Annotated in this window: 21 protein-coding genes; 12 read left to right on the forward strand and 9 right to left on the reverse strand. The window is 53.4% G+C overall.

Annotation, left to right across the window (positions count from 1 at the left end; genetic code table 11):
- Positions 1 to 419 precede the first annotated feature (419 nt).
- Positions 420 to 1733: a mandelate racemase/muconate lactonizing enzyme family protein gene (locus FYZ48_RS09640; protein ID WP_242022541.1), complete on the forward strand. Its 1314-nt coding sequence runs from the start codon at positions 420 to 422 to the stop codon at positions 1731 to 1733.
- Positions 1734 to 1794: 61 nt separating this feature from the next.
- Here FYZ48_RS09640 and FYZ48_RS09645 read toward each other — a convergent pair whose 3' ends face one another.
- Entirely contained in the window at positions 1795 to 2370 is a 576-nt protein-coding gene (locus tag FYZ48_RS09645; protein ID WP_232102197.1) for a GNAT family N-acetyltransferase, read from the reverse strand.
- A gap of 428 nt (positions 2371 to 2798) precedes the next feature.
- Here FYZ48_RS09645 and FYZ48_RS09650 point away from each other — a divergent pair, with 428 nt between their 5' ends.
- Complete coding sequence (locus tag FYZ48_RS09650) at positions 2799 to 3902, forward strand: hypothetical protein (RefSeq protein ID WP_149339793.1); 1104 nt, start codon at positions 2799 to 2801, stop codon at positions 3900 to 3902.
- Between the two features lie 151 nt (positions 3903 to 4053).
- Positions 4054 to 5490: an aldehyde dehydrogenase family protein gene (locus FYZ48_RS09655; RefSeq protein ID WP_149339796.1), complete on the forward strand. Its 1437-nt coding sequence runs from the start codon at positions 4054 to 4056 to the stop codon at positions 5488 to 5490.
- 51 nt (positions 5491 to 5541) lie between these two features.
- On the opposite strand, the gene FYZ48_RS09660 is transcribed toward FYZ48_RS09655, so the two are convergent.
- The 3 genes from FYZ48_RS09660 to FYZ48_RS09670 all read right to left on the reverse strand — a co-directional run bounded on the left by FYZ48_RS09660 (position 5542) and on the right by FYZ48_RS09670 (position 7940).
- Complete coding sequence (locus tag FYZ48_RS09660; protein WP_145040526.1) at positions 5542 to 6597, reverse strand: YheT family hydrolase; 1056 nt, start codon at positions 6595 to 6597, stop codon at positions 5542 to 5544.
- Between the two features lie 39 nt (positions 6598 to 6636).
- On the reverse strand, positions 6637 to 7365 hold the full coding sequence (locus tag FYZ48_RS09665) for an SDR family oxidoreductase (RefSeq protein ID WP_145440247.1): 729 nt from the start codon (positions 7363 to 7365) through the stop codon (positions 6637 to 6639).
- A 131-nt stretch (positions 7366 to 7496) separates the two neighbouring features.
- Complete coding sequence (locus FYZ48_RS09670; RefSeq protein ID WP_149339798.1) at positions 7497 to 7940, reverse strand: DUF2784 domain-containing protein; 444 nt, start codon at positions 7938 to 7940, stop codon at positions 7497 to 7499.
- A gap of 289 nt (positions 7941 to 8229) precedes the next feature.
- Here FYZ48_RS09670 and FYZ48_RS09675 point away from each other — a divergent pair, with 289 nt between their 5' ends.
- The 3 genes from FYZ48_RS09675 (at position 8230) to FYZ48_RS09685 (ending at position 11239) form a co-directional block, all read left to right on the forward strand.
- Complete coding sequence (locus FYZ48_RS09675) at positions 8230 to 9282, forward strand: sensor histidine kinase (protein ID WP_149339801.1); 1053 nt, start codon at positions 8230 to 8232, stop codon at positions 9280 to 9282.
- Positions 9279 to 10013: a response regulator transcription factor gene (locus tag FYZ48_RS09680; RefSeq protein ID WP_149339803.1), complete on the forward strand. Its 735-nt coding sequence runs from the start codon at positions 9279 to 9281 to the stop codon at positions 10011 to 10013. The genes FYZ48_RS09675 and FYZ48_RS09680 overlap by 4 nt, the downstream gene beginning before the upstream one ends.
- A gap of 218 nt (positions 10014 to 10231) precedes the next feature.
- Positions 10232 to 11239, forward strand: a complete 1008-nt coding sequence (locus FYZ48_RS09685; protein WP_149339805.1) for an acyl-CoA desaturase — start codon at positions 10232 to 10234, stop codon at positions 11237 to 11239.
- A gap of 89 nt (positions 11240 to 11328) precedes the next feature.
- Here FYZ48_RS09685 and FYZ48_RS09690 read toward each other — a convergent pair whose 3' ends face one another.
- Positions 11329 to 12660 (reverse strand): amidase, encoded by a 1332-nt coding sequence (locus FYZ48_RS09690; RefSeq protein ID WP_149339808.1) that lies wholly within the window; start codon positions 12658 to 12660, stop codon positions 11329 to 11331.
- Positions 12661 to 13081: 421 nt separating this feature from the next.
- On the opposite strand from FYZ48_RS09690, the gene dnaX reads away from it, so the two are divergent.
- The 4 genes from dnaX (at position 13082) to rpoN (ending at position 17485) form a co-directional block, all read left to right on the forward strand.
- The gene (dnaX, locus tag FYZ48_RS09695; RefSeq protein WP_149339810.1) at positions 13082 to 14869 is read left to right on the forward strand and encodes a DNA polymerase III subunit gamma/tau; all 1788 of its coding nucleotides are present in this window, start codon (positions 13082 to 13084) and stop codon (positions 14867 to 14869) included.
- 2 nt (positions 14870 to 14871) lie between these two features.
- Complete coding sequence (locus FYZ48_RS09700) at positions 14872 to 15225, forward strand: YbaB/EbfC family nucleoid-associated protein (RefSeq protein ID WP_198422201.1); 354 nt, start codon at positions 14872 to 14874, stop codon at positions 15223 to 15225.
- A gap of 83 nt (positions 15226 to 15308) precedes the next feature.
- Positions 15309 to 15935, forward strand: a complete 627-nt coding sequence (gene recR / locus FYZ48_RS09705; RefSeq protein ID WP_149339814.1) for a recombination mediator RecR — start codon at positions 15309 to 15311, stop codon at positions 15933 to 15935.
- Between the two features lie 59 nt (positions 15936 to 15994).
- On the forward strand, positions 15995 to 17485 hold the full coding sequence (rpoN, locus tag FYZ48_RS09710; protein ID WP_149339816.1) for an RNA polymerase factor sigma-54: 1491 nt from the start codon (positions 15995 to 15997) through the stop codon (positions 17483 to 17485).
- Positions 17486 to 17497: 12 nt separating this feature from the next.
- On the opposite strand, the gene FYZ48_RS09715 is transcribed toward rpoN, so the two are convergent.
- The 3 genes from FYZ48_RS09715 to FYZ48_RS09725 form a co-directional block, all read right to left on the reverse strand.
- A complete protein-coding gene (locus FYZ48_RS09715) occupies positions 17498 to 18424 on the reverse strand; it encodes a thiamine-phosphate kinase (protein ID WP_149339818.1) in 927 nt (308 codons plus the stop codon).
- Positions 18425 to 18663: 239 nt separating this feature from the next.
- A complete protein-coding gene (locus FYZ48_RS09720; protein ID WP_242022547.1) occupies positions 18664 to 19923 on the reverse strand; it encodes a trypsin-like peptidase domain-containing protein in 1260 nt (419 codons plus the stop codon).
- A gap of 457 nt (positions 19924 to 20380) precedes the next feature.
- A complete protein-coding gene (locus tag FYZ48_RS09725; RefSeq protein ID WP_187781955.1) occupies positions 20381 to 21505 on the reverse strand; it encodes a tetratricopeptide repeat protein in 1125 nt (374 codons plus the stop codon).
- A 221-nt stretch (positions 21506 to 21726) separates the two neighbouring features.
- Between FYZ48_RS09725 and FYZ48_RS09730 the strand changes: the two genes are divergently transcribed.
- A complete protein-coding gene (locus FYZ48_RS09730) occupies positions 21727 to 23034 on the forward strand; it encodes a hypothetical protein (protein ID WP_187781956.1) in 1308 nt (435 codons plus the stop codon).
- A gap of 130 nt (positions 23035 to 23164) precedes the next feature.
- Complete coding sequence (locus FYZ48_RS09735; protein WP_149339824.1) at positions 23165 to 24265, forward strand: acyl-CoA dehydrogenase family protein; 1101 nt, start codon at positions 23165 to 23167, stop codon at positions 24263 to 24265.
- 6 nt (positions 24266 to 24271) lie between these two features.
- Here the strand turns inward: FYZ48_RS09735 and FYZ48_RS09740 are convergent, their stop codons facing one another.
- Positions 24272 to 25936 carry a Na/Pi cotransporter family protein gene (locus FYZ48_RS09740; RefSeq protein ID WP_187781957.1) on the reverse strand — a complete coding sequence of 555 codons (1665 nt, stop codon included), beginning with the start codon at positions 25934 to 25936 and terminating at the stop codon, positions 24272 to 24274.
- Between the last annotated feature and the right edge of the window lie 117 nt (positions 25937 to 26053).

A 26053-nucleotide genomic window follows, 5' to 3' on the forward strand; every position in this document is an offset into this window, starting at 1 on the left:
AGGTTGTAACAAACTATGTTTACCACGCGTTAAAGAATACCACCACCGGCTCGACCTTCTTTCATAGTTTCACCCGGTGTGGAGGTGCTGGGGGAGCTTTCGCAATGTTTTACTGTCAGTTTCCTGCTCGCTGCGCTCGCCCCGAATTACATTCGGGGTTACCCATGTAGATTTCAGTGGTGTTGATAAAAGTGAGAAAAAGTTGTCAGGCGCTGGACATATTGGGGGTTGTTGATGTTAAGATGGGATGTGAGATGATTCCGGCAGCGTTTCCGTTTCAACTTGAGTCCCTCCCGAAGAATCCCCCCAGACAAAGGAATCCCCTGGTGCAAGCACATAACAAGTCGACAGCAATGAACCGAATTTCCAGAAGACGATTCCTGCGCCGGAGTCTGGCTGGAGTGGCAGGTATGGGAATAATGACGATGATCTCCGACTCAATTCAGGCTGCAGAGAAAAAGGCATCACCCCAGCATTTACGCGTCGAAAAGATCGAACGAACGACGGTGAAAGTTCCCTATCGGGAAGTGCCCGCCCGGAACATGGCACGCGAATTACCGCATTGGCAGTACACCGAAATTGTGGAAGTGCATTTGAAATCGGGGCACGTTGGCTTCGGTGAGACGCTGCTCTATTACACCTGGAACGCGACTTCCGATGAAGCCGTAGAGCGGGCGCAGGGTAAGAATGCGGCTGAGTTGATGTGGGACGACGATCTGGGAGCTGGCTTACAGATGGCGCTGTTTGATGCGGTCGCGAAAGCAGCGGAAGTTCCCGTGCATGCGTTGCTGGGCAGGAAGGTTCACGATAAGACTCCCCTCTCATGGTGGAACATTGATACTTCGGTGGAGGATATGGCGCTGGAATGTGCCGAGGCTTACAAGCAGGGCTACATGTCCTATAAGACAAAAGGACGTCCGTGGTACGACGTGTGGGCTCAGGTTGAAGAGGCCAGCAAAGTGGTGCCGAAGGAGTTCAAGATCGACATGGACTTCAACGACACGCTGCTGGACGCGGAGCGTGCCCTGCCGATCCTGGAAGATCTGGCGCAGTATCCGCAGGTCGATATTTTTGAATCTCCGATTTTCCAGGATGACGTGGCGGGAAACAAAATTCTGATGGCGGCGACTGATGTGAATATCGCCATGCATTATGGAACGCCCGACCCGCTGATTGCGATTCGCGAAAACTTCTGCGATGGCTTCGTGATCGGGCATGGTGCGCGAGAGCTGATGGCATCGGGGGCCGTGGCTGCGATGGCGGATAAACCGTTCTGGTTACAGCTGGTGGGTACGGGGATTACGGCTGCTTTCTCGCTGCATTTCGGTGCGGTGCTGAGTCATGCCACCTGGCCTGCTGTGAATTGTCACCAGTTGTACAAGTACAATCTGTTGACGGAGCCGATTGTGGTCAAAGAGGGGTTTGCTCAAGTCCCCGATAAGCCGGGTCTGGGATATGAGCTGAATCGGGACATGCTTGAGAAGTTGCGCGTCGAGAAACCGGAGTCTCGTCCAGAACCGCCGCGTTTGATTGAAACGACGTGGAAAGACGGACGGAAGATGTACTTCGGCAATACGGGTGAAGTCAACTTTGTCCTGAACCCGGCCCGCGATGGTAATGTGCCTTACTTTGAGCGGGGCGTCGACACGCGACTGGTTCCGAACGACGGTTCTAAGGAATGGAAAGAACTGTATCAGAAGTCGAACACCAAGCCGTTATTAATCAAAGGATAGGCGACGGCAGCGAGCAGCAGACTTAAGGCGTACTGGCTTACGACGAGAGCTTGTACTCTGCTTAGAGCGAGGGCGCTTCGACGTAGTGGCTGGGTTTGTAGAGGGTCCGCGTGAGGCGGAAGCCGATCGACCGGTAGAGGTTGATGGCGGGTTCATTCTCGGCGGTGACTTCGAGGTAGGCCCGCTTGACACCGGCTTCGCGGAAACCGAGGAGGCATTTGGTGACCAGTGCCCTGCCGAGTCCGAGTCCGCGGTGTTTGGGTGTGATGCCGACATTCTGAATCGCACCCATGATGCGACTGGGGACGATGGCCTGAATCGTGCCACAGTCGACGGGTTCTTCGTTGCCCATGCCGTCCCAGGTGATGAGCCAGGTACCGCCGGGCAGGAAGTTGCGTTGCGTCGAGATATCACGCATCAGTTTGCGACAGCCGTCGATGTCTCCCAGGCAGGGAAAGACGCGGGCGTCGAGTTCGGAGCGGAAGCTGTGATACTTGGTGATGGCGTGACGGTCGAGCGTGGTCAGTTCCCAGGGACACCAGCGGTAGCCTTCGGGCAGAGGATCGTCTACCAGGCGCGCGTTGAGCAGGTCGATTTCCATGCGGAATCTACGAAAGTATGTTTCGGTGAAGTCCATGAGAAGCTCGCTGCTGCACGAGGAGTCGGATCGAAAACGGACCAGATATTTAGAATACCTAATTTTACCATTCTCTATACTAGTGTCAATCTGGGGAGTTCGATTCGGCGGGAAAGCGCTGATTTTCCTGAAGCGAGTGCCTGTCGTGGCTGATGTACCCGATGGTAGCAGTTCGCGTGATTTACTTAAAATGCGGGCTGGAACTGTCCAGTGAAGAAAAACAGGAGCTGCGATTTCAAATTCCGAGGTTTTCACTCAAGTTCCGGGAGTGGTGCAGCGGGATTGTCGGATCTGGAATTGTGGCTGTTTCCCTTAGTTGAAAAAACGGGTGAAACTTCTAGAATGAACTAACCGTTAGAGTTCATGTTTCCTGGTGAACATGATGATTCCCCGCCTCTGTTCCTACCCTGTTTGGAGTGATTCTCACAGTGACCGACAACAGTAACCTTGACGAATTGGTAAAACAGCATCAGGACATACTCGATGCTCACACGCGCGAGCACGTGCAGTGGCACTTCAATCCGGAAACGGGCTCTCCCTACTGGCTGGAAAAAGCGAAGTCATTTGATTTCGATCCGCTGACCGATGTGAACAGCTTCGAGGACTTGAACAAGTTTCCGCTGTTCGAAGATGACGAACTGCGGGGCGGGCCGGTTGATCGCTGGATTCCCAAGGCACTGCAGGGCAAGCCGACCTACGTCTTTGAGACTGGCGGTACGACAGGGATTCCCAAGTCACGCGTGGTAATCGACGACTTCCGCATCGACTATGAAAACTTCAGCGACACCCTGCCCGATGAATACTTCCCGCAAGGTTCGAACTGGCTGATGCTGGGGCCCTCGGGACCGCGTCGTCTGCGTCTGGCTGTCGAGCATATGGCTCAGCATCGGGGCGGGATCTCCTTCTGCGTCGACCTTGATCCTCGCTGGGTGGTCAAGCTGATCAAGAAAGGCAAGATTGACGAAGTTAAAGAATACAGTAATCACGTGATCGATCAGGCAATGACGATCCTGAGTGCGGGGCATGACATCAAGTGTATGTTTACCACTCCCAAACTGCTGGAAGCCCTGGCCATGCGTCTGATGGACGAAGGTTCGAGCATCGAAGAAGCTGGCATTAAAGGGATCTTCTGTGGTGGAACTGAATTCACACAACAGTGGTACCGCTTTGCCCGCGAAGAGCTGCTGGGTGAGAACGTCTTCATCACCCCGACCTACGGCAACACGCTGATGGGTCTGGCCTGCGGTAAGCCTTTTGATCCGGCTGACAACTACAAAATTACATATTATGCACCGCAGCCCCGTGCTGCGATTCGCGTGGTTGATTTCGACGATCACACCAAGGTGGTGGGTTACGGTGAAACCGGTCGCGTGAAACTGTTTACCATGACTAAAGAACTGTTCATTCCCGGCTTCCTGGAACGCGATGAAGGCGAACGCGAAATGCCTCACGTCAAGTATCCATGGGATGGCGTGAGTGGTGTGCGTCCCTTCCACAAAATCGCTTCGTCGACCACGGTGGGCGTTTACTAAGACGCAAGTGCTCGAGCAGTCAGAGATCGGCGACCGTCATTCAGGCGGTCGCTGTTGTTCCGGCTGTCTGTACCGGATTGAACTTCTGAACTATTTTGCCTGGATGCAAATTGCTGCCTGATTTGCATTGAATTCACAAAGGATAGCCGCCGTGCTGGAAATACCTGTACTTCGCTGGGGTACCCCATACGAAAGTTTCGATCAACAGGAAGTCGTTCATTTTGAAACAGGCGAGCCTCTCGCCAAAGTGCATCAGGCCAACGCCGGTCTGGTGAAAATGGACATGCGGAAAGCACAGCGGGCACGCGACCTGCTGCGAGAGATTCCGATTCCCAAGCTGCTGGAAATCTGTAAGAAAGCAGCCGAACTCTACATGACGGCTGAACTTCCGCTGGGCAACGGCACACAGACTCCCGAAGAGTTCTGCCGGATTCAGTCTGCCAGTACCGGGATGCCCGAGTGGATGTGTGCCAGCAACATGAAGAAGGTTTCCTTCGTACTGGAACACATGGAAGAGATTCTCGACGCCCTGACCCGCGGTCTGCCACTGGATATCCTTTCAAAAGGATACGGTAAAGAGGATCGTGGCGTGATGCTGAGCTACCAGGCGAATTCGCCGGTACTGGGGCTCGTGCTGCCTTCTAACTCACCGGGCGTGCACACACTGTGGATGCCGATCCTGCCGATGCAGATCGGTCTGGTGTTGAAGCCAGGTTCTTCTGAACCCTGGACTCCTTATCGGATGACCGAAGCTTTCTACCAGGCGGGGATTCCGCGGGAATGTATCTCCGTCTATCCGGGACCTCACGATGTGGGTTCCACGGTGACCGAACTCTGTAAGCGGGTGATGGTCTTCGGCGGTCAGCAGACGATCGATAAATACAAGGCAAACCCGAACGTGCAGGCGCACGGTCCTGGTTTCAGTAAGATTCTGCTCGGCGACGATGTCGTGGATCAGTGGGAAGATTACCTCGACCTGATCGTGGACAGCATCTATCAGAACGGTGGTCGCAGCTGCGTCAACGCATCCGGCGTCTGGGCATCGCGGCATACTGAAGAGATCGCAGATGCGATCGCCAAACGATTGGGACCGGTTGGACCGACTTCGATGACCGACCCCGAAGCCCCGCTGGCAGCTTTCACCATGACCGGTGCGGCCAAGGCGATGAACGGTCAGATTGAAGAAGGACTGAAAGAGTCCGGCGTGACCGAAGTCACTGAAAAGTATCGCGACGGTGATCGACTGATCGAGATGGAACGCTGCGATTATCTGCGTCCGACCATCGTGCACTGTGACAATCCCGATGCGACGCTGGCGAACACCGAGTACATGTTCCCCATGGCATCGGTCGTGAAATGCGAACAGAAAGACATGCTGAAAAAGATTGGCACAACGCTGGTCTGCTCCGTCTTCACTGAAGATCAGGACTGGACGCAGCAGCTGCTGGATGCAACACAGATCGACCGGTTAAACATCGGTCCAGTGAAGACGAATGCTCTGAACTGGTTGCAGCCGCACGAAGGGAACATCGTCGAGTTCCTGTTCCGGGCGCGTGCTTTCCAGAACGAACCGCCGGCCGCTCACTGAGCCGGAAAGGTTGCATGATTTGAACTCTCACTGCAGACCGTCTGGTGAAAATCAGGCGGTCTGAATCAGTGAGGAGTGAGTCTGCTCCCGGATCTGGCTGGCCAGTGCTTCGGGAGAATCTGACATCAGCCATTGCACGATTCGCCAGTCTGACCACCGCGGATCGGGATCGCTGGAAGGACCTGCGATGAAGCCGAGATGCCCCCCCTGCTCTGTGAGATACAGCGTGACCTTGTCGTGGTTAGCGAGTTTTTCAATCGCGGGCTGGTAGGATTCAAACGGGATCAGCGGGTCGTCCTTGGCGGAGATAATCAGCGTCGGAACCGAAATTTCCGGCAGGACATCACAGGGGCTGCAGCGGTTGTAATAGTCTTCAGCAGACTCAAAACCGGCCAGCGGTGCTGTGAACTGATCGTCGAATTCAAGCAGGGTGCGTGGATAGTTCGCGCCGGTAATTTTGTGTGTATGTTCCTGGTACTGATGCGACTTGCGGACCTGTTTAATGAGGTTCGTCACAAAGTGCCGCTGGTAGCGACCGAAGAGTGGCTTGCCGAATACCTGCACACTTTCGGCGAGGCGGAGTGGCGGGTTGAGGACCAGCGCCCGGTCGACGAGTTCCGAACCCGGTTTGTGACGGGCAAGGTAATTGAGTGTGATCGTGCCACCCAATGAAAAACCCACGACGCCGATCGGCGAGCGCGGGCACATGAACTCGATCTGTTCGATGGCGACCTGTAGATCGTGAAAGCTGCCGGCGTGATACGGGGATTTAGCGAGTCCCGTCCCTGCCCCACAGCCGCGGAGATCCATGCGAAACACACGAACTCCCCGCGCATTCAGCTTGTGTGCCAGTCGGATCATGTAAGAACTCTGGTGACATCCCGACAAGCCATGCAGCAGGATCACCACGCGGTCCCCCGGTTTCCAGGGGCCCGGGCAGTCATCGTGCAGGATTAACAGGTCGCTGTCAGGCAGGCGACACGAATGCTGCTCTGCCTGATAGGGCGTTTTCACACGCGAGTGGAACTGCCCCACGATCGTCTGCAAATGAGGATTTTTATAGAGACGATGCGGCACAAACGGTGGAAATACCAGATCACTCTTCATTCAGCTTGATTCCTGCGGAACACACTTGAGATTAGCGAATCAGACGAAGGCCGCGGTAGTCGGCTTGATGGTCAGATCCTGAACGTGAGCACGAGGCGGTAATTGGCTGATCATCAAAACGGCAGCAGCAACATCCTCGGGCTGCAGAATTTTGGCGCGATGTTCTTTGCTGACGGGAACAGGCCGTTCGTCCAGAATCGGAGTTTCAACCTCACCCGGGTAAATGGTGGAAACTCGAATCCCACGGTCTTTTTCTTCCTGGGCGACGGTGGTTCCCAGCGCAGTCATCGCAAACTTGGAAGCATTATAGGCGACGCCCCCGAGCAGAGCAGCCCGTAAACCGGAAATCGAACAGATATTAATGATCAGGCCGTCCTGGCGTTCCCGCATCTGAGGCAGTACCGCCTGCATGCAGTTAAAAGCTCCGGTTGCGTTAACAGTCATCAGGCGATCCCAGTCTTCCGGGGAGACCACTTCCATGGAGCGGTCTCGGCAGTTGATGCCGGCACAATGGACGAGGATGTCAATCTGGCCCAGCTTCTCGTTGGCTGCTTTGAAGAAAGCCGCAACGCTGTCACGATCGGCGACATCGATCACATGGTAGTCAACTTTGCCTTCGGCTTTGGCAGCAACTTTCTCCAGTGGTTCCTGACGACGGCCACCCACGACGACATCCGCACCGGCCTGGGCCAGTATGAGGGCACAGGCCTCTCCGATTCCAGTCCCTCCCCCGGTAACAACAACTTTCTTATTTTCTAATCCTGGCATGTTTCTGTTTCTCAATCTGGTGATATAGACAGGTGGGTCAATTCAAGGTGGGACCTCTGCGGGTGCCTAGCCTGATTCTACGAAAACCAGGTTCAAAATGAAATGAAAGTCACCGGGAAACAGGGATGAAATCAGACTTCCGTTGTCGATTCTGGAGGGGATTTGCGGCGAGGCGACGCGAAGATGAAGGTCAGCAAGACCAGCAGGCCGAAAAGTGAATAAATGATCGTAAACAGCCAGGGAGGAATTGTCTCTTTGTCAAAAAACAGTACTTCATGGACCCAGCTGGCAATAAAATCGCCCTCGTAGGAGGTTTCCCCTGCCTGATCGCGCAACCATTTTTCCAGCGTGGTCAGCGGACAAACGATACCCAGCAGGGATTCGGCTACAACGAACAGAATCGAACCCAGGTGGATCAGCCGGAACTTGAGATTGCGGATCCAGTCCCACCCGGCCAGGGCACCGACCATGATCAGTAACTGCCCGATCAGCACGAACAGTACAAACGCGAAATGAATCACCACGATCGCATCTGCGGCCAGCTTGCTTAGAAATTGGGTGTCGTGAAAATTCATCTCCACTTCCGGCGAGACAGGAAACTGTAGACGGGAATAACTTTTTAATACAGGGTCTCTCTCTTAAGAGACGTTGGGTTGGCTGGATATTCCTGAAAATGAGAGAGAATTCTCAAATCGCTCAGAACTGGACTCTGAGTAGCGATTTACAAAAATGAAGTTATGATGATTGACTGAGTGACTCATATTCAGTTCACCATGATTTCGCTATAATAGCGTCGGGTTCCGAATGACCGTCGATATCTTGCTCAGTCGATGAGTCAGCCTGAAGATGGATATGGGTGTGTTGATGACGGGACGTCGAATTTTGGGAAAACGCATCGGAAAAGAAACTGTGAAGTCATCCGCAGAACAGCAACAGAATGAGGGACGCCCTGCCGCAGCGAAGTCCTCTGTCGCAGCAGGCGCCCGTTCCGCTAATCGCGGGACCGAGACGCTAATGCGCAAAGTGCGACGGGGGCGGCTCCGGTTGCCGATCACCTTGAGCGTTGTACTGATGATCCTGAATATCGCACTCATGGTGTTCTGGATCATTCTGGCGGCACAAATCTACTGGTGGACGGCACTGGCGATCGGTACGGTCGTCTTCGTTTTGATTCTGGTGGGGCTCTCACTGTACCTCGTGCTGACGATTAAGGAAGTCCGCCTGAATCAGCGGCAGTCTGATTTCATCGACAGTGTGACGCACGAACTGAAAACGCCGATTGCTTCGCTGAGACTCTACCTGGAAACGCTGCAGATTCGTCAGCTTTCCGATGAGCAGCGAGGCGAATTTTACACCACGATGAAGACCGAACTGGAGCGGCTGGATCATCTGATTTCGCAGCTCCTGGAGGTGAAACGCCTGGATGCACTGGGGATGCAGTCCGATCCGGAAGACATTCTGCTGGAACCTTTGATTCGTCACTGTGCCAAGCTGGAATGTAATCGTCGTCAACTGGATATCGACCAGGTCTGCGAGTTTGATATCGAGGCAGCTACGGTCCATACACGCAGAATTCTGCTGGAAATGATCTTTCGCAATGTGATCGACAATGCCATCAAGTATGGCGGTGAAGTGCCGAAGATTCAGATTCAAGTTCGCGTGAGCAGTGGCGGCCGGGTGATTTCCCGCGTGATGGATAACGGCGAAGGCGTCGATCCGGAAATCCGCAAAGAGATCTTTAAAATCTTCTATCGAGGCGAAAGTGAGTTGGAGCGGCGCAAGACGGGAACGGGACTGGGTCTGTATATCGTACGGACGCTGGTGCATCTGCTGGGGGGCAAAGTCACCGTGCACGATCGACTGGACCAGCCCGGGAGCGTATTTGCCATCGATTTGCCAGGGAAAGTGGAAGAATGAAGTTACTTGTTGTTGAAGACGAAAAAGCACTCGCCCAGGGTTTGAAGTTCAATTTCGAACAGGAAGGTTATTCGGTATTTACCGCAGAAGATGGTCCGACCGCGATCCGTCATTTCGAAGAATGCTATGAGTCTGATGGAGAGAGTATTGATCTGGTCGTACTGGACCTGATGCTGCCGGGAATGAGCGGTTATGAGATTGCCAAGGAGATCCGCCGGATCGACGAAGTCGTGCCGATCCTGGTTCTCAGTGCCCGCGAGCTGAGTGAAGACAAGGCCTACGCCTTCGATTGCGGGACCGATCAGTATATGACAAAGCCGTTCGCCCTGCCCGAACTGCTGAGCCGGGTTAAGAACCTGCTCAAGCGGAAAAGCCTGGTCCACAAAGCACCGGTTTCTACGCGGAAGATGCCGAAGGAGTACCAGTTTGGAAACGTGACTGTGGACTTCGAAGCATTTGAAATCGAAGTTGATGGTGAGCGAAAAAGTCTGACCAACCTGGAGTTGCGCCTGCTGCAGTATTTCATCGAGCACGAGGGCATGGTACTGACGCGGGCCCAGATTCTGGATGACGTCTGGGGTGAGCAATCTGCCTTTGTGACCACCCGCACGATCGATAATTTCGTGCTGCGGCTGAGAAAACTGGTCGAGAGTAATCCTGCCGAACCGGTGCACATTGTTTCCGTACGCGGGGCCGGATATCGCTTCATGCCGGAAGAAATGTCGGAGTGATCGAGTGGACAAGTGTGCGAATTCTTGAGGGTTTTCGGGCTGTAAGCCCTGAAATTGCAGACTTTTTTTCACTTTGACATAACTTTGACAATTATATGACCCTTCCCAGACACCTTGTGACGACCTCATTGTTAGAATTCCGCCCAAGTGAGAGATCAGCGGAAGTCTGGTTTCTGCAAATAAACCATCAAGACATCTAACGAAACGATGAGGATATCATGGCGAGTGTCATCTTAGAGCAACCTCCTGAGAATCAATCCACGGTTACAGCTCAGCCGAAGAAATCCAAGAAACGCGAAGAGCGCGAGCAGATTATTTCCAGGTTCCACAAAGAGAACCTGAAATGGAGTAATGTGGACTGGGTCATTCTGTTGTGGATGGCAGGCATTCACATCGGTGCTGTCGCCGCGTTTTTCTTCATCTCCTGGCAGGCCGTCGTGACCTGTCTGGTTCTGCACTGGGCCACCGCCAGTATCGGTATCTGCCTGGGCTACCACCGTTACCTCTCGCATAAATCCATGAAGCTGCGTGCTCCTGCTGAGTTTTTTGTGTTGCTCTGCGGCGTGCTGTCGGGTGAAGGTTCACCGCTGACCTGGGCTGCGACTCACCGTCTGCATCACCAGAAATCAGACAAGCAAGGCGACCCGCACTCTCCGTTTGAGGGAACCTTCTGGTCTCACCTGCTCTGGCTGTTCGTCTATCGCAGCAAGGAAGTCAACCAGAAGTTCTTCGAGCACTATGTGCCCGACATGAAAGATCGCAAGATGCTGCAGTTCTTCGAAAAGACCTACGGACTCTGGGTGGTTGGTTCCGGCTTCGTCCTGTTCGGCATTGGATACGCAATGGGCGGCATGTACATGGCCTGGTCAATGCTGCTCTGGGGCCTGTGTGCCCGGATGGCGTTCGTTTACAACTCAACCTGGTTTGTGAACTCCGCGACACACCTGTGGGGTTACCGCAACTATGAAACGACCGATCAGTCCAAGAACCTGTGGTGGGTCGCAATCGTCGCTTACGGCGAAGGCTGGCACAACAATCACCACGCTCATCCTTCCGTAGCACCCGCTGGTCACCGCAAATGGGAATTCGACATTACCTGGTGGTCCATCAAAGCACTGCGGGCCATTGGACAGGCATACGACGTTAACGATCGCATTCCTCAGAAGAATGCCGAACCGGAAATCGATCCAGAGCCCGGTAAGAACGGCATCGTAGTCGCGAAGTAAACGCGTTGATTGAATAAACAATGTGAAAGCCCTGACTGGTGAAAACCGGTCAGGGCTTTTTTTATGCATGAACGAGATTAAAGAGTTTGTCAGCTTTGTTTAATCTGTTTCAGATATCCCGGCCTTAATACGTTTTCACACCATTGGGCGGCTTTGAGCAGATCGTCAAATTTATCGGGATGTCCGGTGATCTGGATTCCCAGAGGGAGGCCGGTCTCACTGACAGCCACGGGAATGGTGATTGTCGGAAAGCCGGTCAGGCTCCAGGGGGCATTCATACCGGGATTCCCGGTCGTTGACGGGTTGGGGGCAACGCCATAGGTGGCGGGAGAGATCAGGATTTCGGAACGGGCGAAGCAGCGTCGCATGACCTGACTCAGCATATTCTGATAGTCCAGACTGGCCTGATAACGTTCGGGGGTGACTCTCCTGCCCCATTCGAGGACTTTGCTGATCGCAGGGCCGTAGTCATCCGGGTTCTGGTCGTAATCCCCGCTCATGTGCTGAAAGATTTCATAACCCATCAGTGCCATATGTTCTTCCAGAATCGCATCGAATTCGGCTGGCAGCGGACATTCTCGAATCGGTGCACCGGCGGCGTTCAATTCATCTGAAGCCATCGTGAGGGCCTGCTGCATCTCGGGCTCCGCACGGTCTGAGAAAAATCCGGAAAGCCAGCCGATCCGCGGCGGTTCGTTAACCGGCTCCATTAATAAAGGCAGATACGTCGCCTGATCGGTCATGCAATCCAGCATGATCACCAGATCAACCACCGTTTGTGCCATCGGTCCGACATGATCCAGATGGTCGGAGAGCAGGATGACGCCCTGTCGGTCAACCATACCGAAAGTGGGCTTCAACCCGGCAATACCGCAAAAAGCGGACGGACGAATAATGGAGCCTCCCGTCTGAGTACCGACTGCCGCCAGACACATGCCTGCAGCGACAGCGGCGGCAGAACCGCTTGAGGAGCCTCCTGGCGTGTGTTCCTGGTTCCAGGGATTGCGTGTGGGAGGTGGGTCAAAGCAGGCCAGCTGAGTCGTCTCCGTTTTTCCAGGAAAAATCGCTCCTTCCAGACGCAGGTTGGCGACGACCATCGCGTCCTGGGAGGCGGGTGTCTCGTCGCGCGATTCCAGCCCGGCCCGGGTGGGCATGCCTTTGACGTCGATGATGTCCTTGATGCCGACGGGGATGCCATGCAGCGGACCCCGCCAGATGCCACGTTGAATTTCCGCGTCCAGTTCATCGGCCTGTTGAAAAGCGGACTCGCGATCAAGATAAGCCCAGGCGTGGATGACATCTTCTTCCGCATCGATTTTGCGGAAGCATTGTTCCAGAAGTTCGCGGCACGAGAGCGTACCCGCCTTGAGGGCGTGTTGTGTGTCTGCGATGGTTTGAGGTGGTGTCTGGAACAGATTCATAATCGGTTTCTGATATATGGGTGCGGATTATCACAGGTTTTTTTGATTTTCGATGATTCCGCGTCGGAAATCAAATGGCAGTGGGTTGACGATTGGAAAATTAGCTCCATAATGCATGGTTCACGCGTTGATACGCTATCAATTCAGGGGCGGAATGCTGTCCCCGAGTATGGTGGGGTAGTCGTTGACCGGGTCAGATCTTAACCGAAGCAGCCCACAGCGGTTTATTCCAGGTGTACGAGGGGGCAGTATTTCGCCCCTGTTTTCATTTCCCGTGTCGATTCGCGATACAGATCTCAATCAGGGCTACTCTCTCACTGGATAAACAGCTCGGAGTCTCCTATTGTAGATGTTTGAGCAGTCAGACGATTGCCGTTTGCCAAACAATGCCTCTATTTGATTTCGATTCCTGAAGTTACGCATGTCCAAACAATCGCTACAGTACACCGTGCTGGCCCGTCGTTTTCGCCCGCAAAACTTCTCGGAAGTGGTGGGACAGGAAATGGTTGCCCGGGCGCTGCAGAACGCCATCCGGGGAGACCGGGTCGCACACGCCTACCTGTTTACCGGTGCCCGCGGAGTCGGTAAAACGTCGATGGCCCGAATTTTAGCCAAGGCGTTGAACTGTCCCAACACGCAGGATGGAATCCCCTGCGGCGAATGCGAAATCTGTCAGAACATATCGACAGGCAGCGATGTCGACGTACTGGAAATCGACGGTGCCTCGAACCGCGGGATCGATGATATCCGCTCTCTGCGGGCCAATGTGAATGTGCGTTCGATGCGATCCAAATACAAGATCTACATCATCGACGAAGTGCACATGCTGACCAAAGAGGCCTTCAACGCCCTGCTGAAAACACTGGAAGAGCCGCCTCCGAACGTTAAATTCATCTTCTGTACGACCGAGCCTAACAAGTTACCCGATACAATTCTGTCCCGTTGTCAACGGTTCGATTTCGGGTATATCGAAGAGACGAGTATCTGTGAGCGTCTCAGGCAGATCGCGGAAGCTGAAGGAGTCACAGTTGCCGATGATGCCATCCAGCTGGTTGCCCGGCGGGCCGGCGGCTCAATGCGGGACAGCCAGTCCATTTTTGACCAGCTGCTTTCGTTTGGTGAAGATAAACTGACGGCAGAAGGCGTGCATCGTATCCTGGGAACTGCCAGTGATGAGCGTTTGATTGAACTGCTGGATGCGTTGATGCAGCAAAAGCGGGATGTGGCGCTCTCACTGTTTGATGCAGCCCTGACATCCGGCGTGCAACTGAATGAACTGGTTGATCAGCTCCTGAATTACCTGCGCGATCTGTCGGTCGTGGCGAGTGGCGCCAATGATGTTACGCTGCTGGCCATCTCGGAAAATAACCGGGAGAGCCTGCAACGCCAAGCGGAAGTCTGGGGGATTCACACCTGCCTGGCCGCGTTTCAGGTATTGAATGAAGCGCGGAATAAAATGTTCCGCGCCAGCCATGGTCGTGCCCTGGTCGAACTGGCGTTGATCCGGATGTCCCTGCTGGAAGACCTCGACCAGTTGTGTGCGTTTGTGAAATCAGGCGGGGCAGTACCAGCGATGGCAGCCGCTCCCCGTCCCGCAGTCTCTGCAGCCCCGGTTTCAGCTCCTGCCCCCCCTCCCCGGGAAGCCCCTTCCCGTCCGGAACCGGCTCCTCAACCGACTGTCGATCAAAAAAAAATTGAAAAAAAAAATGAAAATCAATCGGTTGTAGCGTCAGATTCAATTGAAAGCCCACCTCCTGCCCGGGATTTGATTCCGCTCCGGGCTGGGATGGAAAGTTTGCTGTTGTCGCAACTTATTGAAAATACAGGGGATCTGTTGAAAGACTCCCTCAAGGGAGTGGCGTCAATAGCAATTTCTGGGCCGAAACAGCTGGATTTACAATTCTCTAAGAGCTATAATTTTGCCAAACAATACTGCGAACGACCTGAAATGATGGTCAAACTCGAAGCAGCGTTGGAGAAACTGACAGGAGAGCGGGCCAAGGTCCGCCTGATTGTTCAGGAGCCAGCAGAAGCGGAAGAGGCCGCAGACGAAAATAACTCACTGGCACAAAAAAAACGGGTGGAAAAACGAGATCTGGCACCTGCTGGAGATGAATTTCTGCAAGAGGCTCTGACTGTATTTAATGCTCAGAGCGTGCGAGTGGATGTCTTAAAAGTCAAAACGGAAGAGAAAAAAGAGGAATCATAGCCATGTTCAAAGGACTGGGAAATCTGGCCGGCATGATGAAGCAGTTTTCGGAAATGCAGGGACGGATGCAGGAAATGCAGGACAAACTGGCCAAGCTGAAGTTCGAAGGCGCCGCAGGTGGCGGCATGGTGACTGTAGAAGCCAACGGCCAGCAGAAAATTCTGGGTGTCACCATCGATCCGACACTGATGGAGAGCGGTGACAAGGAAATGCTGGAAGATCTGGTTACCGCAGCAACCAATACCGCTCTCGATAAAGCCCGCGAAGGCGCAGCGGAAGAAATGGCTCAAATCACAGGAGGGCTGAATATCCCCGGTCTCGATGAGGCATTGTCCAAATTCAATCCCAATTCGTAGGCTGAGGTTCCCCTCCCCCTGATTTCCAGCCAGGTACCGCTGGGTTTCGTTCGTCGATTTCTCATTATAAAGAGTTCACTTTTATGTCGTTTCGTGGAAGAGAGAATCAGTCTCATCCTTACGGTTCCAGCGTGGGGCAATTGATTGACCAGTTTGCAACGCTGCCCGGAATCGGTCGCAAGTCGGCGGAACGTCTGGCGCATTATGTCCTCTCGATTCCCGAAGCCGAAGCGCGTCAACTGGCGGATGCCATCATTGCCGTAAAACAGGCGATTCATCCCTGCAAGATCTGCTTTAACCTGACCGAACAGGAAGTCTGCAGCATCTGTGCTGATCCACGACGGGATAAAAAACTGGTCTGTGTTGTCGAACAGCCCCGGGATGTGGTTTCTCTGGAAGCCACCAGTTCATTCCAGGGCGTGTATCATGTGCTACAGGGACGAATTTCTCCTCTGGAAGGAGTCGGCCCCGATGATCTGACGATCAATGCCCTGGTGCGCCGGGTGAAGCAGGATGGCGTACAGGAAATTATTATGGCTACCAACCCAACCCTGGAAGGGGACGGGACTGCTCTCTACATTTCAAATCTGCTCGAACACGAAAATGTAGAGATTACCAGGCTGGCACGCGGAATTGCTTCCGGCAGCGTCCTGGAATTTGCGAATAAAGAGATGTTGGCGGATGCCTTGCAGGGACGACAAAGGTTCTAGGTTTTCATTTTCATTTGTTTTCTTTTAACAACCATGATGAGTTTGAATTCGGATAATATATGCATCTGAATATTTCACAACAAATGAAACTGGGCCAGCAGATGAAGCTGGCTCCCCGGATGATCCAGTCTATGGAGATTCTGCAGCTCCCGTTACAGGCGCTGGAGGAACGCATTGACCAGGAGCTGGCAGAGAATGTCTGCCTGGAGCGGGTCAGTGATACAGAGGGGACGACGGACACCGAAACAGAACTGATGCGGAGTCAGGCTGACGATGATGCCAACAGTTACAAGCTCGACGAAAAAGAGATGGTCGCCGGCAACGAAACCAACAACGAGTCCGATTTCGAACGACTGCTCGAGATGGCAGAACAGTGGCCGGAAGATAATGTGACTTCCGCGACCAAGCCTTCGTCGAACCGGATCAGCGAAGACATCGAACGCAACAACGATGCGGTCGCCAATATTTCAGAACGTCAGCAGACCATCAATGAATACCTGCTGGAACAGTTTCATTACTTCTCCTGCTCTCACGAGATCAAGGAATTCGGCGAATATCTGATTCAGAACCTCGACCATAATGGTCGGCTGCAGAGTTCCCTGCCCGAGATCGTGCAGGTCTATGGAAAACCAATTTCGCAGGAAGAAGCCGAAACCGCCCTGCACCTCATTCAGAAATGTGATCCTCCCGGCGTGGGGGCGCGGGATTTGAAAGAGTGTCTGCTCCTGCAACTCAAACCGGACGCGCCCTATCGCGACGTGCTGGTCACCCTGATCACGTCACACCTGGAAGATCTGGGGCAGAATCGATTGCCCGTCATCCAGCGAAAGACCGGCTATTCGATCGATACCATCAAAAATGCGATGTCCTATCTGCGTTACCTGGATCCATTTCCTGGACGTGGATTTGAGTCGGAACCGGTCTTGAAAGTGACGCCGGATGTCTTTGTCAAAAAAGACGAAAACGGCAAGTATGTGGTCGAACTTGAGAATGAGTACACACCACCACTGCGGATCAGCCGGCATTACGCGCAACTGCTCCGCAATAAAAATGACGATCAGACCAAAGACTACATTAAGAAGAAGATCGACGCTGCCAAATGGTTGATTGAAGCCATCGAGCAACGGCACAGCACTTTGAAACGCGTAGCGCAGGCGATTGTCGACTTCCAGACCGACTTCCTCGATAACGGTCCGGAATACATCGTCCCCCTCAAAATGCAGCAGATCGCAGATGTGGTTGGCGTGCACGTTACGACGGTCTCGCGTGCCGTCGATGATAAATGGATCCAGACCCCGCGTGGCCTGTATCCTCTCAAGCGTTTCTTTGGCGGCGGTACCAAGACCTCTGACGGGGAAGACGTGGCCTGGGGCATTATCCGTCTCAAGATGAAAGAGATCATCGATGGGGAAGATAAAAGCAAACCGCTCAGTGATGACGCACTGGTCGATGCCCTGGCGAAGGAAGGTTACAACCTCGCCCGACGAACCGTAACCAAATATCGCAAAGCGATGAATATCCCCTCATCCCGACAACGGCGTGAGTATTAAGCGGTCGCCACTTCAGAGTTGATGCTGCCAGCCACTTCGTTCCAGTGAAACGCGGGAACCATCGGGCTGTTCCAGGAACGCCCCCTGCCCTGAGTTGATTTCACCCAGGTGCGTTAGTGGGATTGAGAGTGGGTTCTGCTCAAGCAGTTTTTGTCCCTCTTCAGGTGAGACGGTGAAGAGCAATTCGAAGTCTTCGCCGTCGGAAAGTGCCTTCTGCAGACGCTCTGCTTCAGTCAGTTCTGCAGAAAGGCAGGCGTTGATGGGAATCTGCTCTGAGCGGATCACGGCGCCCACGCCTGATTCAGTCGTAATATGCTGCAGATCGGAAGCCAGTCCATCGCTGACGTCGATCATCGCGTGCAGGTCGACAGTTTGACTAAGGAGAATTGCTTCCCTGATGCGTGGCGTGAAGGTCAGGTGATGTGACGCCAGGCTGCCTCCCAGAGCGCCGGTAACGAAGATCCAGTCCCCGTCACGGGCATTGGAACGTGTAATTGACTGCAGGCTCGGAGCCATTCCCATGACCGCGACATTAATCACCAGTGGACCGTCCCAGCTGTTCGTGTCGCCGCCGATGACCTCAACGTGAAATTCTCTGGCGAGGTCAATCAGGCCCTGCATGACAGACTTGGCAAATTCGGCACCCCGTGAACGGGGTAACGCCAGACTCACCAGGGCGGAATGCGGTTCTCCCGCCATCGCGGCGATGTCACTGAGATTCACTGCCAGCGCCTTGCGGCCAGCGAGTTCAGGAGTCGCAGGAGGAAACGTGAAATGCGTTCCTTCCATCAACATGTCGGTTGCCAGCAACAGCTCCCTGCCCGCCTGCGGTTGCACAATGGCTGTATCATCGCCGATGCTCTGCAGGTCATGCGGAGGAGCCGGGCAACGGGTCTGGATCCATTCGATCAGTTCAAATTCGTGGAAAGCGGCAGTCATAGGTGATTCTAAAAGCGGGGCTGGTTGGACTGTAATTCGAGTCTATGTGAGTTCGACAACGATGCTCATCATATCAGACAAGAGCCCCGCCTGGCGAGGCGGTGAGGTGCAGATTCTGTTTACAGCCTGTTGATTGAAGTCAGCGACTGTAAAAGAAAGAACCCGGCACGCTTATACAAAAAGCGTGTCGGGCTGATGGATCCAGTTGATGAACTGAATGATGGATCTGTTAACTGAGCTTACGGGTTTCCGGCCAGATTCAGTGGCAGGTGTCCGTACAGCGTTTCGTTCTGTCGCAGGATGTAGAACTTCAGCGGATTGAAGCTGGAAAGTTTGGAATTGCTCAGAACGTAGGACACGTTGCTGAGGTTCACGGTTTCCCAAATGTGCAGTCCGACGAGGATATCACCCCGACGCATGCCGTTCATGGCGGCAGGGCTGTGAGGACGTACGTCTTCGATCAGCATGCCTCCCTCATAGCGAGGACTCAGCAGGTGCTTTTGAGCGTCAGGAACCTTAGCCAGTTTGATACCCAGGATTTCCCAGGTCTTCTCGGCAGTCGGGTCCATGGCGATTTCGTTGTTCTGAGCACGTACAACCGGAGCACTGACGGGAGTCGTCCGGGCAACTGTACCGGCATCAGCCAGTGTGATCTGCACCGTCTGGGTTTTATCCTGACGACGAATCAGCAGATCAATTGTATCGCCCGCCTTATGTCCCATGAAAGCACGCTCGAGGTCAGCCCGGTCGACGATGTTGACCGAACCGGCTTTCATAATGATGTCGTCTTTCAGAAGTCCTGATTTTTCAGCGGGGCTGTCTTTTGCCGGTACTTTGAGAACCAGCATCTGCTTGTCACCCTGCTTGATGTCTTTCGCCTGGATTCCGTGGTAGGTGTGATCGATCAGCTCGCTGCTGATCAGGTCGGCGATGATCTGACGGGCATCGTCGATGGGAATCGCAAACCCGATACGCTGAGCACCAGCACGAATGGCGACGTTAATGCCGACGACTTCTCCGTCCAGGTTGAGCAGTGGCCCGCCGCTGTTTCCCGGATTGATGCTGGCATCGGTCTGGATCAGGTTCTTGTAAGACTGTTTTTCGTTGACTTCCACGTCCCGTGAGAGGGAGCTGATAATACCGGAAGTCACGGTATGTTCGTAACCGAAAGCATTACCGACAGCAATCACGGTTTCACCCAGCATCAGGTCCGAGGACGTACCAGGAGGCATGACGGTCAGTTTTTTGTTCGGGTTGATTTTGATAATTGCCAGGTCTTCGCTCTGGTTGGAAGAGACGATCCGGGCGTTGTAGGTGCTGCCGTCAATCATGGTCACACGCAGCGCGTCGACGCCGTCGATGACATGATGATTGGTGACAATGTATCCACGGGGATCGACAACAATGCCGGTACCCATGCCGTTTACTTTGCGGCTCTTGCCGGAACCAAACAGTGAGTCGTCGGTACGTGCGGTCTTTTCGCTGTGGATGTTGACCACAGATGTCTTCGCACGCTCAATAGCGCGGACAAGAGGCGTTTTCCGTACATCGGAGGCTATACTCTGCTCACATAGGGCACCCGCTCCTGTTGCAAGAATCAGAGTGCACAGTGTGAGTCTATAAAAGCACTTAATCATTCGGTGGCTCAGTTCATCGAGGTGGCGGTGCGATTACTCGCGTGTCCTAGTTCCATCTACCGACCGGAGGCGATCCATCAATGCTCCGTAGAACTGGGTATCGGAATGAATTCTTTGGTGTCTTAATTATGAACAGACTCTCTGGAATAGTTTACCTAGTTGACAGTGCGTAACTTTAGGTAAGGCATGCGGATTGTCGCGTTGTCGCTTTTCGGTTTTTACCGGGTAATTCTGGAAAAAACTCATGCCAAGCCGTGCGGGAGCCTGCGCAAACTGTGTTCAACCACCAGAATGGGTGTGTGACCGGTGTTCAGGTTGCTTAATCCTGTTGATCTTGAGTGAGATCCTGCATTTTTCTGTATTTTGACAGCTTCTCCTGCATTTCAGATTTACCTTCTGGAGCAGCTTTCTGGATGGCGGATTCCAGTGTTTTTATGGCCAGTTCGAGCTGGTCATTCGCCTGATAAGCAGTCGCTAATGTGTCGAGCAGATTAGCATCCTGTGACTCGGTCAGTTCACAGGCCTGTTTCGCATGCAGCACCGCTGCTTTGGGGTTTCGGAATTCCGGGGCCTGGCAGGTTGCGTAAAGCCAGGCCAGATCATTGTGTACGATCGGTGAGAGTGGATTGAGTTCAATCGCCCGCTGATAATCTTTTATCGCGGCTGCATATTGCTGTTTCTCTTCCCAGACGCCGGCTCGATTACCAAATACTTGCGATACGAAGTTGTTGAGCTTGATTGCTTCATCGAAGTCTTGCAGCGCCAGATCGGGTTGCCCCTGCTCCAGATACGCGATGCCGCGGGCATTGAGTGAGTCCACTGCTTTGGGATTCCGTTTCAGAGCTCGATTGAAATCAGCGATCGCGAATTTTGGCTGATGGTCTTCCAGGTAAAGCATGCCCCGTAGTTGATAGGCGTGTGCGCTGTGCGGGGCCAGTTTGATCGCGTGATTCAGATCGTCCAGAGCCACCCGACTCTGCTGTTGTAAACGTCGAATTCCTGCCCGGTTAATATACAGATGAGCGTTGTCTGGTTTCAGTTTGATTGCTGCACCAATATCAGCTATCGCCGCCTCGTATTGTTTCAGCTCCTGGTGGGCAATCGCTCGGAGCTGGTACCGCTCCACGGTTGGCTTCTCTTGAATTGCCTTGTCCAGATATGAAATAAGATCGCCCGGGATTCTGACATCAGTCTCCCGTACCCAGCCGCCCAAGAGAGGCACCCAGAGCCAATCCTGGTTCTTTTCTGTGATGAGCACCACTTCTCCGGGGTTGAGTTTCTGTTTGATGCCGTCTGCGGTTTTCAGATCGGCTTCCCTGGATGTCACAATCCGAGTGTGCGGAGCCAGTTTCTGATTTTCCGCACTGGCAGCAGGCAGGCAGCATAAAAGCAGGTATCCCAGCAGGAGGCCTGATTGGGGGCTAAGCTTTAAAGAGGTGGACATATGGTGTCTCATGGAGTTGTCTGGTCGTAAGTTCTTTGTGATTGTTAGTTTTTCGTTATAATTGATATTTTCTGTAGAATTCCCATGTTAACATGGTATGCTAGATGCGCGTACAACCGTTTTCAAATTTCAGGGAAATCCAACCCGCTGCGATCTGATTTTACGGGTACGTTGTCTTCCGGAACTATGATGTTAAAACAATGAGCAAAAGGGGAGGAATCGTGAAATCGATACTCAAAATCGCGAGTGTGGCTGCAGCCATCATGATGATGACTACTGCAGTTCAGGCAGGTAAGTGTCGATCGCAGTTGTGTTGTGTGAGCTCTGCACCTTGTGTGAGCGGATGTGATCCCTGTGCGACGATCACCTGCAAACCCGCCTGCAAGACTGTCGAACAGACGGTGATGGTGCCCGAGATGGTAACAGAAACCCGCAAGGTTCACTGCACCGCCTATCGGACAGAGACTCGTCAGCGGGATGTCACCGTCTACGACAATGTACCTGAAGTGAAAGAAATCACTCAGGCTTACACGGCGTATGTTCCGGAAGTCCGAACACGGACTGAGAAGTATGTCGTCTGTAAACCGATCTGGAAGACCTCTCAGAAATCCTACACCGTCAACGTGCCCTACTACGAAACCCGTACTGCGACTCGCATGGTCGAACAACGGTTCTGGCGGGATGAGCAGCAGGAATACACGGTCAACGTTCCCTACACCGAACAGCGAACCGCGACTCGGATGGTTCAGAAAGTCGTCACTAAAGACGTCCAGCAGACTTACACGGTCAATGTGCCTTACACCGAAAAACGGACCGGCATGCGGACTGTCATGAAATGCGTGCCCGTTAAACGCTATCGAACCGTCTGTGAAGATCAGGGACACTGGGAAGATCGTCCCATCGAGACCGCCTGCCCTGCCCCCGCCTGTGGTGATTGTGGGACCTGTGGCGACTGTTGTCAGCCCGCCTGTACTCCCGTCTGCACACAGCGGGTCTGGGTGCCGAAGATTGTACAGAAGAAGGTCGAATACACGTCCTACCAGCAGCAGTGCGAACAGGTACCATTCACTTATGAAGTTCAATGCTGTAAACCAGAGCAACGGACTTGCACTGTGCAGGTTTGTGAGACCGTCTGTGTTCCCGAGAAGTACACCTACAACGTTCAGCTCTGCCGTCCTGAAACCCGGACACGCACCGTCAAAGTCTGTGACGTGAAATGTGTGCCTCAGCAGTATAACTACCAGGTGCAACTCTGCCGTCAGGAAACTCGGACCTGCGATGTTAAAGTCTGCTCCTTCGTCAAAGAGGAAAAGACTCGCCAGGTTAACTACACTGTCTGCGTTCCTGAGCAGCGTACCTGCACCCGCAAGGTAACCGTCTGTAAGCGGGTGCCCCGTGTCGTACAGCAGTCTTACACAGTCTGTGTGCCCTACACCGTCGAAAAAGAGGTTCCAGTTCAGGTCTGCCGTAGAGTACCCAAAAAGGTACTGGTTCAGGTCTGTGAGCCAGCCTGTTCGACCTGTAACTAATTGCATTGCAGGAATATCACTCTGCAGACTGCGGTCGTCGAAATCAGCCTCATACTTTCGAGTATGAGGCTTTTTTTATAAACTGAGGATTACGAAACGGTTTTTTATTCTATCAAGTACGAGTGATCTGATGTCTGTTGATTTAGCGAACGGGAACCCTCCCTCACGGTTTACCAAGGAATTTGAACAACTGACCGCCACCCTGGCCCAACTGGCCACTGGTGCGGAGGCTGAGTTGAACTGGCCTGCCGAAGCCTGGAACGCTCTGAAAGAGGCTGGAGTTCTGGGCTGGAATGTACCTGTTGAGTTTGGGGGAGCAGATTTTGACTCACTTGAAATGACCTATGGTTATATTCGCCTGGCAGAAGCCTGTCTCACGACAACATTCGTGCTGACCCAGTTTAATGCAGCCTGCCAGCGGATCAACTGGTCCTCGGATACTGAGTTCAAAACCACCGTATTCCAGGAACTGGTCAGCGGAACGAAGTTCGCCACCGTCGGCATTTCACATCTGACGACATCTCGCCAGCATTTAAAGAAGCCGACCGTGAGTGCGCGTTCGGATGAGAACGGCTGGATTCTCGATGGTTTCGTTCCCTGGGTCACCGGGGCCGTCCACGCCGACTACATTGTGACCGGTGGTGTCTGCGAAGATGGAACCCAGATTCTGGCACTCGTCGATACAACGGCGGAAGGCGTAGACCCGCAGTCCCCGATCGAGATGCTCTCGATGACCGGATCCCATACAGGGGCGGTCAAACTGAACCAGGTACAGATTCGCTCAGAACACCTGATTGCAGGTCCTGTGGAACAGGTGATGAAACGCCCTGATGGCCAGGGAGGCGCCGGCTCTCTGACGACCTCTGCCCTCGCACTGGGAGTGGCACGACGGGCGATCGCCCGGCTGCAGGAAGAAGCGGAAAAACGTGCAGATCTGCTCGAGATCTATGAACCCCTGCACGCAGAATGCGCGGGAATTTATCGCGAGATGTTCGAGACCCTGGAAGCAGGAACCTTGAACGGTACCTTTTCTGAGAAAATTCGCGAGCGATCGAATTCGCTGGTGCTGCGGTCTTCACAGGCGCTGCTGGCCGCTGTGAAAGGAGCGGGTTTTGTCAAAGGGCATCCCGCAGAACGGGCGATTCGTGAGGCGATGTTCTTCCTGGTCTGGTCCTGCCCGCAACCGGTCGTACATGCCAATATGCGGGAGCTTGCCTGCGTGCTAGACTGAAGCTGATTACTTTTCGCCGGCCATGGCTTCAGCCAGGTTGATGATGTGATCCCGGACACGCCGCATCGCATTCAGTGTGGATGTGTAAGAGACGTTGATATAGGGATCGACCTTCTCTTCGGAAAGGTAATCCAGGTGCTCTTTGGAGAGCGACTTGACCTTGTTTTTGATCTCATTGCCGGAGTGCACGGTCGAATCCACAATGTCCCGGTTTTCGTGCTGATAAGCCTCAGTCACCTGGTGCAATTGATGTTCGACCATCGCCAGCACTTCAAGCAGGGAATCGTTATGCGATTCGTCGAAGCTTCGGCCCTGCTTTTTCAGTTTAAGCCGGAATTTGGCAATCCGCTGCAGGTAGTCGCTGATCGATTCGTATTCATCCGCCATTCTCAACTGGCAACGACCCTGGGAAATGACTTCCTGGGAGAGATCCATCGCCAGCAGATGCGTGATATAACTGGTGATTTCATCCTGCATCCGATCCAGCTCTTCCTCGTGCTGGAAGAGGACTTCTACTTCCAGTGGATCAGGCGTGTCCTGAGAAAGGATCCGTTTCAGAATCTGTACCATTTCATCACAGAGCCGGCCCATTTTGAGCACTTCGCCCCGCGACTGTTCGATCGCCAGCACCGGAGTTTCCAGAATGCGGATATCCAGGCTGGTCAGGTGGGAAATTTCCTGCGGTTTGTCCCTGACAATCTTGGTGAGCAACGTGGCAATATTGCCCGCGAAGGGGAGGAAAACCAGCGTATTCAGAATATTGAACACCGAATGAGTGGCCGCGATGGCTTTGACGGTTTCCGGAAAGGTCACTTCGCCGTTAACCACGACCTCTTTAGTCACATCGACGTCAATCAACCAGGGAATGAATTTGACATACCAGAAGAAGATTGTGGAAATCCAGAGCACGCCGCCGATATTGAACAGAAAATGGAAGTAAGCAGCACGACGGGCATTCGTTGTGGTACCGATTGAAGCCAGCAGAGCGGTAACCGTAGTCCCAATGTTTTCTCCCAGGACGAGCGCTGCTGCCGTTTCAAAGGGAATCAGACCACTGGATGCCAGGGAGATGGTAATTCCCAGGGTGGCAGAAGAGGACTGCACAAGCACAGTCAGAATGCAGCCCACCAGCATACACTGGAAGACGCCCAGAAACGTATCGGCCTGGAAGTGCAGAAACCACTGGCGGAACTCAGGCATCTCATGAATGAACTTACAAGACTCTTTCATGAGCTGTAAGCCGAAGAAGACCATACCGACCCCCATGATCGCCAGGGCCACGTATCGCAGTCGTTCATTCTTGGAAAACAGATAGACGAACGCTGCGATTCCCAGCATAGGGAGACCGTACTTACCGATCTTCAGCACCAGAATCCAGCCGGTAACGGTTGTGCCGACGTTGGCGCCCATGATTACACCAATTGCCTGTGTCAGTGACATCAGGCCGCCATTGACGAACCCGACAGTCATCACGGTTGTCACAGAACTGGACTGAACGAGAACCGTGACCAGGAAGCCCACAACTGTTGCCAGCAGCCGGTTGTTAGTGACGGCACCAATCAGCCGTTTCAAACTGGCTCCTGCAATAGATTGAAGACCCTGGGACATGTACTTCATTCCCAGGAGGAAAATTCCCAGACCGCCAATGAGGGTGGTCGTCATTTCAAACATGTTGTTTCTGGACCCTGTGGTTGATGTCTCACTCCCTTTTTTTCTGTAAAACGGGAGTGTTTAATCGTGTTCGTATGTCTTGATGTATGTGAAACTATCGTTAAGATTTCGCATAGT

This window comes from Gimesia chilikensis, from assembly GCF_008329715.1.
GTDB classification, from domain to species: Bacteria; Planctomycetota; Planctomycetia; order Planctomycetales; family Planctomycetaceae; genus Gimesia; species Gimesia chilikensis.

Bases quoted from the DNA above. Each gene is read 5' to 3' on its own strand.
- FYZ48_RS09645 (WP_232102197.1), bottom strand. From the start codon at position 2,370: ATGGACTTCACCGAAACATACTTTCGTAGATTCCGCATGGAAATCGAC.
- FYZ48_RS09735 (WP_149339824.1), top strand. From the start codon at position 23,165: ATGTCTGTTGATTTAGCGAACGGGAACCCTCCCTCACGGTTTACCAAG.
- FYZ48_RS09675 (WP_149339801.1), top strand. From the start codon at position 8,230: ATGACGGGACGTCGAATTTTGGGAAAACGCATCGGAAAAGAAACTGTG.
- FYZ48_RS09660 (WP_145040526.1), bottom strand. From the start codon at position 6,597: ATGAAGAGTGATCTGGTATTTCCACCGTTTGTGCCGCATCGTCTCTAT.
- FYZ48_RS09665 (WP_145440247.1), bottom strand. From the start codon at position 7,365: ATGCCAGGATTAGAAAATAAGAAAGTTGTTGTTACCGGGGGAGGGACT.
- FYZ48_RS09725 (WP_187781955.1), bottom strand. From the start codon at position 21,505: ATGTCCACCTCTTTAAAGCTTAGCCCCCAATCAGGCCTCCTGCTGGGA.
- rpoN (WP_149339816.1), top strand. From the start codon at position 15,995: ATGCATCTGAATATTTCACAACAAATGAAACTGGGCCAGCAGATGAAG.
- FYZ48_RS09740 (WP_187781957.1), bottom strand. From the start codon at position 25,936: ATGTTTGAAATGACGACCACCCTCATTGGCGGTCTGGGAATTTTCCTC.
- FYZ48_RS09700 (WP_198422201.1), top strand. From the start codon at position 14,872: ATGTTCAAAGGACTGGGAAATCTGGCCGGCATGATGAAGCAGTTTTCG.
- FYZ48_RS09690 (WP_149339808.1), bottom strand. From the start codon at position 12,660: ATGAATCTGTTCCAGACACCACCTCAAACCATCGCAGACACACAACAC.
- dnaX (WP_149339810.1), top strand. From the start codon at position 13,082: ATGTCCAAACAATCGCTACAGTACACCGTGCTGGCCCGTCGTTTTCGC.
- FYZ48_RS09680 (WP_149339803.1), top strand. From the start codon at position 9,279: ATGAAGTTACTTGTTGTTGAAGACGAAAAAGCACTCGCCCAGGGTTTG.
- FYZ48_RS09640 (WP_242022541.1), top strand. From the start codon at position 420: ATGACGATGATCTCCGACTCAATTCAGGCTGCAGAGAAAAAGGCATCA.
- FYZ48_RS09685 (WP_149339805.1), top strand. From the start codon at position 10,232: ATGGCGAGTGTCATCTTAGAGCAACCTCCTGAGAATCAATCCACGGTT.
- FYZ48_RS09670 (WP_149339798.1), bottom strand. From the start codon at position 7,940: ATGAATTTTCACGACACCCAATTTCTAAGCAAGCTGGCCGCAGATGCG.
- FYZ48_RS09715 (WP_149339818.1), bottom strand. From the start codon at position 18,424: ATGACTGCCGCTTTCCACGAATTTGAACTGATCGAATGGATCCAGACC.
- recR (WP_149339814.1), top strand. From the start codon at position 15,309: ATGTCGTTTCGTGGAAGAGAGAATCAGTCTCATCCTTACGGTTCCAGC.